Source organism: Streptomyces shenzhenensis (assembly GCF_021462265.1).
Classification (GTDB): domain Bacteria; phylum Actinomycetota; class Actinomycetes; order Streptomycetales; family Streptomycetaceae; genus Streptomyces; species Streptomyces shenzhenensis.
The window spans coordinates 42,788-54,561 of the sequence record NZ_JAJONF010000003.1 but is presented as its reverse complement, the minus strand read 5'-3'; the positions used below and the strand labels follow the sequence as shown (position 1 = coordinate 54,561).

The 11,774-nt window shown below is 67.0% G+C and carries 7 protein-coding genes; 2 read left to right on the top strand and 5 right to left on the bottom strand.

Features of this window, described 5'->3' with window-relative positions; all coding sequences use genetic code 11:
• Positions 1 to 232 precede the first annotated feature (232 nt).
• Positions 233 to 1,117, top strand: a complete 885-nt coding sequence (locus LQ326_RS04870; RefSeq protein WP_234532937.1) for a helix-turn-helix domain-containing protein — start codon at positions 233 to 235, stop codon at positions 1,115 to 1,117.
• Positions 1,114 to 1,299 carry a DUF397 domain-containing protein gene (locus LQ326_RS04865; protein ID WP_234532935.1) on the top strand — a complete coding sequence of 62 codons (186 nt, stop codon included), beginning with the start codon at positions 1,114 to 1,116 and terminating at the stop codon, positions 1,297 to 1,299. The genes LQ326_RS04870 and LQ326_RS04865 overlap by 4 nt, the downstream gene beginning before the upstream one ends.
• A gap of 24 nt (positions 1,300 to 1,323) precedes the next feature.
• On the opposite strand, the gene LQ326_RS04860 is transcribed toward LQ326_RS04865, so the two are convergent.
• From LQ326_RS04860 to LQ326_RS04840, 5 genes are all read right to left on the bottom strand, one after another.
• Positions 1,324 to 1,752, bottom strand: coding sequence for a collagen-like protein (locus tag LQ326_RS04860; protein ID WP_234533639.1), 429 nt, complete (start codon positions 1,750 to 1,752; stop codon positions 1,324 to 1,326).
• Positions 1,749 to 4,094 (bottom strand): competence protein CoiA family protein, encoded by a 2,346-nt coding sequence (locus tag LQ326_RS04855; RefSeq protein WP_234532933.1) that lies wholly within the window; start codon positions 4,092 to 4,094, stop codon positions 1,749 to 1,751. The genes LQ326_RS04860 and LQ326_RS04855 overlap by 4 nt, the downstream gene beginning before the upstream one ends.
• A gap of 87 nt (positions 4,095 to 4,181) precedes the next feature.
• Positions 4,182 to 4,694 (bottom strand): hypothetical protein, encoded by a 513-nt coding sequence (locus LQ326_RS04850; protein ID WP_234532931.1) that lies wholly within the window; start codon positions 4,692 to 4,694, stop codon positions 4,182 to 4,184.
• Positions 4,691 to 8,764, bottom strand: a complete 4,074-nt coding sequence (locus tag LQ326_RS04845; protein WP_234532929.1) for an Eco57I restriction-modification methylase domain-containing protein — start codon at positions 8,762 to 8,764, stop codon at positions 4,691 to 4,693. The genes LQ326_RS04850 and LQ326_RS04845 overlap by 4 nt, the downstream gene beginning before the upstream one ends.
• Positions 8,764 to 11,745, bottom strand: coding sequence for a DUF8741 domain-containing protein (locus tag LQ326_RS04840; protein ID WP_234532927.1), 2,982 nt, complete (start codon positions 11,743 to 11,745; stop codon positions 8,764 to 8,766). The genes LQ326_RS04845 and LQ326_RS04840 overlap by 1 nt, the downstream gene beginning before the upstream one ends.
• Positions 11,746 to 11,774 lie beyond the last annotated feature (29 nt).

Here is an 11,774-nt window from a genome sequence, read left to right as displayed (position 1 = left end):
CCGCCGTTGCCCAGGCTTTGAGGCGACCGCAGGCTGCATGCTCCGGGCGCAGGCGGTCTGGGAAGCCTCGCGGGATCTCACGAGGGGCCTCAGGGAGTGCCATGCGTACGCTTTGTCAGCGTACGCACACGTTCTGTGGACAGTACGCGAGGCCTTGCGTCACGCTGGGTGCCGTCGGGCGTGGGGCGACGGACAGTGCGTGACGTAGGTACTGAACGGGAGGTGGCCGCGTATGACGGGCGGTATCGACATCATGGCCGATGGCAGCGACGGGGAGCCGGCCGGCGGTGAGCCGGATCGTGAGCCCGATCCCTCGGACAGTCTGCGGACGTTCGGGGCGGTGGCCCAGGCTCTGCGCGAGCACGCGGGGTACAGCAGGGCCGAGTTCGCGGAGCTGGTGCGGTACTCCAAACACACGGTCGCGTCCGTGGAGTTGGGGCGACGGCTGGCGGACGAGGCGTATGTGGAACGGTCGGAGGAGCTGCTGGGGAACACGGGGGCGTTACGGAAGTCGTCGCAGTACGTGACGCGGGGACGCGGGGATGTGGGGCTTGCGGCGTGGTTCCGGCAGTGGGCCAAGTTGGAGCGGGTGGCGGAGAGTCTGTGCACGTATGAGTGCAGGCTGGTGCCGGGGTTGTTGCAGTCGGAGGGGTATGCGCGGGCGGTGTTCGAGGGGACCGTTCCGGTGGCACCGGACGACCAGTTGGACGAGTTCATGGCCAGGCGCATGGAGCGGCAGCGGATGCTGTTCGAGCGGCCGACCATCCCGTTCAGCTTCATCGTTGAGGAGCACGTCTTCCGTCGCCGGTTCGGGAACGCGGACCAGATGCGGGAGATGTTCGATCGAGTGTTGGAGCTGAGCGCGCCGCGCAACGTGACGCTTCAGATCGTGCCGCTTGAGGCCGGGTTGCACGCGTGCCTGGACGGCCCGTTGCAGCTCTTGGAGACCCCGAAGGGACAACGGCTTGCGTACTCCGAAGGGCAGCAGAACGGCCGTCTGATCGCCGACCCGAAAGAGGTGAGCCTCCTCTACCAGCGCTATGACACACTGCGCTCGCAGGCCCTCAACTCCAAGGATTCCCGAGGCCTGTTGGAGCGACTCCGAGGAGAGCTATGAGCGTGACGGAACTGGCCTGGTTCAAGTCCAGCTACAGCGGCAGCCAGGGTGACAGCTGCGTCGAGGTCGCCCTCACCGAACAGGCCATCCACGTACGGGACTCCAAGGACGTGACGCGCCCGCACTTCGCCGTCGGACGTGCGGAGTGGTCGCGGTTCGTAGGGTTCGTGGCGGAGGCCTGAGCAGAGCGGCGTGCGCGTTGGCGCTCAGAAGATCTTGCAGAGTGTCATCGCACGCATGTCCAACTCTCCTGGCGATCCGAGGACAGAGTTGCGTCCTACGTAGATGGTGTCCCAGTTCGAGGTTCCGGCCGGGCACGCGCCGGAGCTGATGAGCAGGCCGCCGGAGAGGTCGGGGCCCGTTGTGCTGGCATCCGGTATGCCGAGGGTGGCCGGTTCGGCGGACGCGCCGGGCTCTCCCTGGTCGCCCTTGGCGCCCCGTTGGCCTTGCAGCCCCTGCTCGCCCTGAGGCCCCTGCGGTCCACGTGCCCCTTCCGGTCCCGCCGGGCCCCGCGCGCCGGTTGGACCGGTCGCGACGAAATAGGCGCCGGCCACCGCTCCGGCCGCGCCGGACAGGGTGACGACGGCTGCAGTGGCGGCTATGCCGATTGCGACGCGACGACGGTTCGTTCTCATGTTCTTTCCTTCAGGTCACCGGCGGTGCCAGCAGCAGCACTGTATGCCGCGAACGCTCGGGCCTGTTCCGTCTTCCGGAGCTGGCCCAGTTCGATGGGACGCAGGCCGTGGGGCCGTCCGAGGCGTTTGAGGATGGCGTCGAAGTACGGCACGGGCGTGTGCTCGGAGGCGACCACGAGGGAGGAGAGCAGCACCCCGTAGGTGGGCGGGCTGTCGACCGATACGAGGATCGCTTCCCTGGCCCGGTCGGTGAGGTCCGTCGGCTTGAGCCCGGCGGCAGCGGCGAGCGTGTGCCAGCCCACACAAACCTGGCGGCGGGCGGCGTCGATCAGTGCCCGCCGAACGGCTACGACCACGGCTGCCTTGGTGGTCCCGAGCTTGCCCCAGCGCACACGGCCGTCCTCGGTGGGGCGCTCGGCGGAAGCGCTCCGGGCCACCGGTACGGCTCGGTCGCCCCGCGCGTGGGCACGGTCCACGGCGGCCCGCCAGGCTGCCGCTACGGTCGGGGTGGCGGCGTCGGGCTTCCAGCCCAACTCCTTCAGCACGTCGCCGAAGAACGGGGCCGGGCCCGGGGTCTGCCCGTCCGCCTTCACCAGGGCCGACAACAACCGGCGCCCGGGAACGTAGGACCTGTCCACTGCGACCAGCAGCCGAACGCGGTCCGGATGAGACAACGTGGACGGCGAGATGCCCTGCTTCTTGAGCAGGGTCGACCACTTGATGGTGCCGTGCCCTTTGGCGACGACTTCCAGATGTACGCGGAGCCGGGCCACGAGCCGCGCCTCGTTCAGCACGTCTGCGGTACCGGCCTTCGCCTCTGACCCACTGGCCGAGGACTGTTGTCGTGCGGGTGTCGATTCGGCGAGAGCGTAGGCGGTCTTTCGCTCACGCTCCCAGATTTCCACCACCTTCGCCTCGGGCAGGTCGGATTTCCAGCCGAGGCCGGCCAGGACGTCGGCGAAGTACGGGGCGGGTGCGTCCGGGGCGAGGGCGGGTTTGACGAGCGCCGAGAGCACGGGCTTGCCGTCGGCTCGGGGGTGGTCCACCGCGATGAGCAGGCGGACGCGTTCCTCCGGTGTGATGTCGCCGGGCGTTGCTCCCGCGTGGCCGACGAGCGTCTCCCAGTTGATGAGGCCGCGGGCGCGAGCGACGAGGTCGAGCCTTGAGCGGAAGACGCGTATCGTCTCGGCCTCACCGAGGGGAAGCGGGCGGGGTGTGGAGGCGGCCGGTTCGGTCGTCGTGGGGGTTGGTGGGGGCGACTCGGGCGGCGGAGATGCGGGGCGCAGGTCCGGCCAGCGGGAGTCGGTCTGTTGAGGGAGGGGCGAGGCACCGTCGGCGTGTATGAGCCAGGCGGGCTCGGAGGAGGTCGCTTCGGTGAGCGGCAGCAGGTGGGCTGAGGAGTAGATGACGTGTAGTTGGTGAGGAGAAGGGACGGGGTGGGCGTGGGGCAGGGTGATCCGGGCCCGGACGACAGCTGAGCCGAGCGGCTGGAGGTCGGCCTCGTAGAGGCGTACGGGGGTGCCGTCCGGGTCGGGACGGGGTGCGGGGAGTTCGGTCGCAGCGGTAAAGGCGATGGTGCCCGGAGCAAGCGGGAAAGCCAGGGGCGTAGGGGCGCGAGCAGCCGTGCTGCTCGCGGGTGGTTCGGCGTCGAGGCGGGGCGTGATGATCCCCTCGTTCGACAGACGGCACTCGGTGAGGGCCGACCACGCGAGGCTGTTGTCCGGGTACTGCGTGCCGACGTACACCTCGCGGGTATCGCCCTCGGTGCGGCAGGAGATGCGGATGGCATGCCCGGCGGCGTGCACCTCGTTGTGCGAGAGCCCGCAGTAGGGTCCGTACGCCCAGTGGACGTGGGTGTGCCGGCCGGCAAGGCGTTCGCGGGTCTCCTGCCACTCGCGGAGGGAGAGGCGTGCCAACTGGACCCGGATGAGCCGGGACCGACCCTGACCGAACCGGACCTCGACGGCTCCACCATGGACCGAGCCGGGGTCCAGGTAGGTGACCTCGGCGTCCTGGTAACCCTGCCGCAGCAGCCAGCGCCGTAGCGCCTGCCCGATGTAGAGGTGGTCGGCGCTGGCCTCACCGGTCTCCGTGCGGCGGCAGTGCACGGGCGGCCGGTGGGCGAAGTGGCACTTCTTCTCCGTGTACCGCTTCGGAGTCAGCTTCTTGCCGCAGCCGCCGAGCAGGACTCCGCAATAGAAGTCGTCGCGGGTCCGGCCCCGCATGAACCGGTCGAAGTCGTCGTGGTCGTACGGCAGGAACATCGGCCAGTCCGACTCGGCCTGGCCGATGACCGCGGTCTGAACCTTGCGGGTGTCTTCTTCGGAGGTGGGCGAGACCATCCTGGCTCCTGGCTCGGGCAGCGAAAGACGTTGGGGCAGGTGCGGTGGCGGGGCCGTGGCCTGGGGAAGCGAGGGTGGAGGTGAAAGTCAGGCCTCCAGGGTCCCTTCGGGGTCGTCCTTGCTCTCAGCCATTACCCTGCCCCCGACAAAAGCCACGCCCAAGGCGAGTGCAGCGCCACCGACCAGCATGACTTTCTTGAGCGCCCCATCCAAGAAATTTTTATTCTCGCTGTCCTTCTGGGACTCCTCCCTTACAGCTTCCTGCATCTTCTCGATGAGTTCCCTTTTCTGTTCCCAAGTCAAGTCATCCTTGTCGAGCTCCCTCTTGAGAGTCTCCCTGAGATCCTGATAGGCTCGATGGACGTGTTCCTGACTTTCCTTGTTAGCCGAGAGCGTGGACTCATGCGATTTCTTTATCGCATCCACAACATTCTGGGCGAACTCCTTGAACGCGGGAAATTGTTCGACGATCTTCAGGGCTACCTCGGTACCCATGTCGGGCATCATGGCCACGAACCTGACCATCTTGTCCTTGGAGAGGTGTCTCCAGGAGTCGATTCCAAGCGCGCGCTTGATCTCATCTTCGTCTTTGTATTTCATGCCGCAGTTCCGTCCGAAGTCTTTGCTGGGTGGCGGGGGCCATGACCGGGAGGCGGGTTGAGAGTGGAGGTGTAGTTCCCGCCTTCGACGAGCGGGTTCTCCAGGGTGAGGCCAGCGACGGCCATGCGGTCGTACTCGGCGAGGATCAGTTCCTTGGTGCGGTACGTGCCGTACTTGGCCTCGTCCTTGCGGCGGACGATGGGGAAGGTGTCGAGGATGTAGTCCGCGTCGTCACGGGTAATTCCGTAAAGATGAAAGAAGAGGGCATCCAACTCGGAGCGGATGGCTTGTCGGCGCCCCTCGCTCCATCGGAAAGGCGCACCAATTTCGCCCATTTCAAGGGCGAAACCCTGCATGTCGTATGCGGTATATGCAAGCTCTAGTACTCGAGGGTTAACAAAAGCAGCGTGACGTTCGGCGTGCGTTGGCAGCAGTGTGGGCAACTGGGCGAAGATGAAGAAGTTCAAATTCACACCTCCCAACTTCTGCCGGGCGACATAGTCGAAAGCGAAAGACGAAAGCTGGGCATAGAGGACTGATACATGCTCAATACTTCCTGGGAGGATCACGTTTGCCGAATCTGCCACTCCCCCCCTAGGCGCTAGGAAGGCGATTACGCTCCGCTCGTCCAGGGAGCTAGTAATCTTCCTGAACCCGATAACCCATTCGCTTCGCCACCCCTTTTCGGTCAGTTTCGAGTCAACGGATGCCTCGGGAATCCAGTAGCGGGGTTCTGTGCAGTAGCCTGGGGTGTCTAGCTGGGTGGCTGACGGGGTGGGAAGTGCGCGTACACCCTTACCCTTCGAGAGATCGGCAAGTGCATAGTCGCCGAATCGATGGTTGTACTGGTGCAGCATTTTTGCTTCGTAGAGTGGAAGCATTCGTCTGCCATCGGCGGTAAGTTTATTTCCTTCGCTGCGCCAACCTTCTTCGCGTAGCTCGCCGCCCTCCCTGAAGAGATGCGAATCAGTGTTGGTCATGAACATGAGCTGGAAGTCGAGATTCCAAGAATTTCCGTGATTAGTACTCTCGTTGATTAGTACAGGGAGCCTCTTATATGTGCCGATTGTGATTTGTGCGTCACGTGAGCTCTTGAAGATCGGGCATGTTCCGGTGTTGGGGTTGACGAGTTGAATCTCTTCCGGGGTAACCTGCACGTGTCGGCTTGCATCATCAAGCTCCGCGACCGATTCCAGGCGAAATGCGAGGTCGAGCGGTTGGGTGTTAGGAATCGACCGCGAGACTAGCAAGCAGAACCTGTTTCCCTGAGCCCCTGCGACATCGCCAAAGAATCCGGTGTTTCGGAAATCATACAGGGAGACTAGCGACTTTCTGTTGATCAAATCCTTGAAGAAGTGCTGATTGAATGAGTCGGTTGCGATGCCGGACGGGATGATCTGGCCGACTGCACCTCGCCTCCCTGTCAGCTTGTGGGCAAGTTCGGAGAAAAGCGAGTACGTGTTCAGGCGACCATACGCTGTGAGTGGGAAATGGGAAGAAGAGTGAACGAAGTGCTTAAATCCGTCATTGGCGCGCTGCTCTTCCGTAAATGCCGCGAACAGTTCCGGGTCCTCAGTGGCAAGTTTCTTGATCATGCGGTTACGGGCGGCCATAGTTGAGGCCTGAGCGATGTCTGCTCGCGTTGCTGCGAAGAACTCTCTGGCGTCAACCTGAACTTGGTCCCACGGTGGATTTCCCAGCACACAGTCGAAACCGCCGGCCCATCCCGTACCCTTGTCCACCCCCGCACCCGACTCCGGTACAGAGAACACATCTGGAAACTCCAGATGCCAATGAAAGAACCGGTAGCGGTCCCTCAACCGGATGATCTCCTCGTGCGTGGTCTGCGGAGCTGCGTAAGTCGTCGGATCTTGGAGGGTGCGGAATACATCCTCGGTCACCGCAAGTGGCGCATCGGGTGCCTTGCGCCACATGAACGTCGCGCACCAGGCGTCGGATGCGTGGAGGGCATGAACGTAGGCGGCCGACTCTGCCCAGTTCTGGTAATCAGCCTCCTGGCGTTTCACTTCCGTCAGAGTGTCCGGCGACGCACCCGTGATACGGCGCAGTCCCGTTGCGAAGGCGGTATTGGCGACGTGTGCTTCGGTATGCAGATCGAACAAACCCCGCTGGCCGCCCCGCTCCAGATGATTTTGGCGTTCCAAGGCCTTGGCGAACTTCTTGTCGTCGCCTTCGACCGGCTTGAAAGCGGCGTCGGGGATGCCACCCTGCAATAGTGCCGGCGTTGCCCCGACCAGAGCGTTGCCGCACTTTACATGCGCGTCCAAGAACCCGAGTGGTTTGCCCGGCTCCAGGGCCTCCAGCCACAGAGACACCTTGGCCAGGTCCACAGCCATCGGGTTGAGGTCGACACCGTAGATGCACCGGGCGACGACCTCATGCAGGGCGTGGCGCACAGCGTCCAGCGTGGGCTCCGGGTTGCGTTCCCGGACCGCCGCGACCTGCTTGGCGATACGACGGGCCGCCGCCACGAGGAAGTGCCCGGAGCCGCAGGCCGGGTCGCAGACAGTCAGGGACAGCAACTCGTTGACGATGGCGTCGGCCGGATCGGCGGCTCCCGATCGCGCCGCTTCCTCCTCACCGCGCCGCACAGCATCCTCTATCACCGGGTCAAGCGTGGAGTTCAGCAGGCACTCGATCAACGACGACGGAGTGTAGTAACTGCCCGTCGTCTTACGGGTGTTGCCCGCCACCTCGACCAGCGTGAACATACGATCGGCCACGCTGTACTTCGGCTCCAGCTCCAGCAGGGACTCGTAGACCGACCCCAGTTCCTCCGCGTCCAGGTGCCGGTAGTCCACCGCCCGCCAGCGGCCCGAGCTGCCGTCGCGGACCTGGGAGAGGTGCCGTACGGCCGTCAGCAGGGCCTCGTTGGAGAGCTTCAGGTCGCGAAGCGGGGCATCCGCCTCCGTGTCGTTGAACAGGCCGCCGAGGCCGGGCAGGCCCAGTTCGGGGCGGCCCTTCTCGTCACCGAGTGCCGTGAGGACGATGCGCAGCGCCTCGTACAGGTCGCCGTGAGCCGTACCTCGCCGTTTCCTGGCGTGGGCGCGCAGCCTGGCCGACGAGAAGTACGTCTCGTAACGCTCGCGTGCCTGCGGGTCCGCCTTCGGCGACAGCAGCGCGTCGCGGTCCTCGGCGACGAACACGAAGAGCAGGCGGTACACCATGCGCAGCAGGGCGGCCTGCAGCGCCTTCGGGCGGACGTCCTCCCGCAGCGCCGTGTTCTCCGGGTGCCGCAGGAAACCCGTGCCCAGCGCGGTGATCGCCTCCTGGACGCCTTTGCGGAGCTGGTCCAGCGCGCGGGTGCCCGAGGCGATGGCCTCCGTGCGCCACTTTTCCAGCCAGCAGGACGATGGCGCCGCCCCCTCCGCCACCTCGAACCGCGACGCGTGCAGCAGCCGGTACAGCAGCACGAACTCGCTGAACAGCTCGCCGTCGAAGATGGCTTCCAGGTCGAACTCGACGTACGACGCGGTGGCGAGCGCGCTGGAGTCGCGGAGCAGGCGGACCTGACGGCCGTTGGTCAGGACGCCCCACAGGTGGGCCTCGGTGCGGTTCAGGCACTCCTGGAGCATCGACTGCGGCGGGACCGTGCCGGCGCCGCCGGGCCGCTTGTCCAGCTCGGCGTTCCAGGCCGCCTGGTGGATGAGGGCGTGGTGCCAGCGGTGGGAGACCGGGAACTTCTTCTCCGCGTCGGAGTCGGCGGTGATGCCTGCCGCACCGATGTGCGTCAGGCGGCCGAAGCCCAGTTCCCGCCAGAGCGGGGTCAGCCAGTCGTTCTCCGCGAGCCCGGTGGGGTCACTCGCCGGTACGCCCGTCACCCGGTCTTCCGGCAGGCGCTTGCGCAGCTCGCGCCACAGCGGCTTGAGGTACTCCCAGCTGCGCTCGGCCTCGTCCCGTACCGAACGGGACGACGGCAGGCCGTAGTCGGCGGGCTTGGAACCGGGGACATCCTTGCCCTCGGAGATCCGCACCAGCATGTCAGCCGGCAGCAGCCCCCCGACCGTGTGGACGGCGGTGAACACCTGGTTGCGGGTGGTGGCGGACATCAGGCGGACACTCCAACCGGAACAGAAGCAGAAGCAGAAGCGGCGGCGGGCAGGTACACGTAGGCGCCGAGGATGTCGGCGGGCTTCTGGGCGGTGACCGACAGGCCCCGGACGATCTCGCCGGAGGCGGTCCGCACCCGGCGGTGGGCGGCGTCCAGCTCGGCGGCGAGTTCGTCGCCGTAGGTCTCCAGATGGCCGTTGATGTCAGGGAGTTGGCCGAGGATGCGCGTCATCGTGCGCTCTCCGAAGTGCGGGTCGGTGTTCTCCGACGCCGTCGCCTCCAGCAGGGCGGCCGCCTGCTCCGGCGCGAGCCACGCCCCGTTCTTCGGCGCACCCTCGAACGCCAGCAGGCGCGCGTCCTCCGCCACCAGCTGCCGTTCGCCGCTCCGGGACGGCAGCGTGAGGTGGAAGCGGTAGCGGACCAGCAGCAGGGTCGTCCTCGTGGTCACCGCGTCCGTCGTGATCACCCCGCAGCGGCGGGCCGGGCGGGCGCCCTCCGCCTGGGTGTCCAGCGCGGCGTTGAGGACGTGGGACGCGAGCGCGCCGACCACCGGGTCCGTGCGGACCAGCGCCGCCTCCCCCCGCGCCACCGCCGGATCGCTCCGGAACGGGATCTCGCGGTCCTTCTCGACGACCTCCACGCCCACCACCGGCGCGAGCGCGTCCCGCAGGCCCGCCGGAGTACCGCCGACCTGCGCCGTGAAGTCCTCGGCCGCAGCGTCGGCGCCCCGCAGCACCGCGCCCAGCGCACCCAGCGCCTCCCGCACGAACGTCCGGACCTCCCCCACCCCGCCCAGCGCCTCCCGGATCGACGCGACCTCGCGGGCCACCTCCTCCGGATGGATCGAGCGCTGCGCGAACCGGGAACGGGACGTCCGCTCGCGTTCCGCCGCCGAGTTCCAGTCGCTGTCCAGCTTCGCCGTGCTCACCTTGAACGCGTCCGCGCTGAACAACGCGTCCTCGTTCTCCCGGCCGCGCATCAGCAGCCACTCCACGATCGCGTCCGTCACGCCCGTCGACAGCTCGTCGGGGACGGAGACCGAGATACCGAGGTCCTTCTTGATCTGGCGGTGCTTCTTGATCAGCACCTCCAGGACCTTGCCGTCGATCCCGTTGTCGTCGCCGTACAGGGTGATGACGCGGACCTCGTCGCGCCGCTGGCCGTAGCGGTCCACGCGGCCCTCGCGCTGGTCGTGGCGGGTCGGGTTCCAGGCCAGGTCGTAGTGGACGACCGCGTCGAAGTGGTGCTGGAGGTTGACGCCCTCCGACAGGCAGTCCGTGGCGATCAGAACCCGGCGGGCCGCCGCGTCCTCGCCGGCCTCCGCCGCCAGTGCCTCGATCCGCTCGATGCGCTGCTGCGGGGACAGCTCACCGGTGACCGCCTTGACGACCGTCTTCGCGCCCAGCGGGCCGCGCTTCTTGGTCTCCGGGTCGTTCTCCAGCTGCTCGGCCAGGTACTTCGCCGTCGGGATGTAGCGGCAGAAGACGATCGGGTTGTAGCCGTCGGCCAGCAGCGCCTTGAGGTGCTTGATGAGCGCCTTCAGCTTGAGGTCCTTCTCCGGGCCCTTCAACTGGGCCGCCAGGGATGCCAGTTCGGACAACCGCGACTTCACCGGCCCGTCGTCAGCCCCCTCGCCGGCCCCCTCCTCCGTCTCCGCGCCCGGGGCCACGTCCATGCCCTCCAGTGCGTCGCTGTCCGCCGCGTCGCTGTTGAGCGGGGCGCCCAGCTTGTCGGCCTCCTCCGCCGACGCCGCGATCGCCGCCGCGGAGCGCGTCGTCAGGGTCTGCGCGGCCGCGGCCGGGGACGACACCAGCGAGCGCAGCAGCGCGATCGCCGACCACCAGGCGATACGGGCCTCCCGCCTGCCCTGGCCGCCCGCCTCCTCGACGCGTTCGCTCGCGTAGGCGATCGCGTCGTCCAGCAGGGCCCGGTACTCGGGGGACAGCTTGTACGTCTCGTCCTTGAAGAAGCGGTCCGAGGGGAAGGCGGTGCGTTCGGCGAGGGAGTCGTCCGCCAGGCCGTCCTCCTTCGTGAGGTACTGACGTACGTCCGCGCGCTTGCGGGCCACGAAGTGCTGGGCGAGCAGTTTCCGGCCCGTCTCCGACTCCAGGTTCACGTGGGCCAGGTCCGGCTTGACCAGCCCGAGCAGGTTCCGGAACGCGGACTCCTTGCCGCTGTGCGGGGTCGCCGTCACCAGGAGCAGATGGCGCTCGGCGTCCTGCGCCACCCGGCGCAGCAGCTCGTAGCGCAGCTGGCTCTGCGCGCTCGCCGAGGTGTCGTCGGCGGCCACGCACGTGTGCGCCTCGTCGACGATCACCAGGTCGGGACAGTGGCGCACGAAGTCGTCGCGGTGGCGCGTGGACTTGATGAAGTCCGTCGACACGATCACGTTCGGGTACCTGTCGAACAACGACTGCCCGAGGTCCAGGCCGCGCTCCAGCCGCGACACCGTCGAGGACAGGACCAGCTCCGCGTCGATGCCGAACTTGCCGCGCAGTTCCTGCTGCCACTGCTCGGCCAGGGCCGGTGAGCAGAGCACGGCCAGGCCGCTGGCCTCGCCCTGCGCCAGCATCTCGCTCGCGATCAGGCCCGCCTCGATCGTCTTGCCGATACCGACGTCGTCGGAGATCAGCATGCGTACCGTCTTCTGGCGCAGGGCCATCAGCAACGGCACCAGCTGGTACGCGCGCGGCTCCACCGCGATGCCGGCCAGCGAGCGGAACGGGCCCGCGCCCGAGCGGAAGCCGACCCGCAGGGCCGTACGCAGGAGTCCCGCCGCCCGCTGGTCGCCGAGGTCGGCCGGCTCGGGCGGCGCGAAGCGGGCCTCCTCGACGGGCTCGAACGGGAGCACGGCGGCGATGTCGTCGTCCGAGCCGCCGAGCGGACGCAGGACGAGCAGGTCGGGCTCGCTCTCGGGGAGCACCACCCACTCGCGGCCACGGGCCTTCACCAGGGATCCGGCAGAGAACGTGAATGCCATAACGATCGTCAAATCCTTCTGGTGAGCGC

Excerpts from the sequence above, each read along its gene's own strand:
- LQ326_RS04845 (WP_234532929.1), bottom strand. The coding sequence starts at position 8,764 with ATGTCCGCCACCACCCGCAACCAGGTGTTCACCGCCGTCCACACGGTC.
- LQ326_RS04850 (WP_234532931.1), bottom strand. The coding sequence starts at position 4,694 with ATGAAATACAAAGACGAAGATGAGATCAAGCGCGCGCTTGGAATCGAC.
- LQ326_RS04855 (WP_234532933.1), bottom strand. The coding sequence starts at position 4,094 with ATGGTCTCGCCCACCTCCGAAGAAGACACCCGCAAGGTTCAGACCGCG.
- LQ326_RS04870 (WP_234532937.1), top strand. The coding sequence starts at position 233 with ATGACGGGCGGTATCGACATCATGGCCGATGGCAGCGACGGGGAGCCG.
- LQ326_RS04865 (WP_234532935.1), top strand. The coding sequence starts at position 1,114 with ATGAGCGTGACGGAACTGGCCTGGTTCAAGTCCAGCTACAGCGGCAGC.
- LQ326_RS04860 (WP_234533639.1), bottom strand. The coding sequence starts at position 1,752 with ATGAGAACGAACCGTCGTCGCGTCGCAATCGGCATAGCCGCCACTGCA.
- LQ326_RS04840 (WP_234532927.1), bottom strand. The coding sequence starts at position 11,745 with ATGGCATTCACGTTCTCTGCCGGATCCCTGGTGAAGGCCCGTGGCCGC.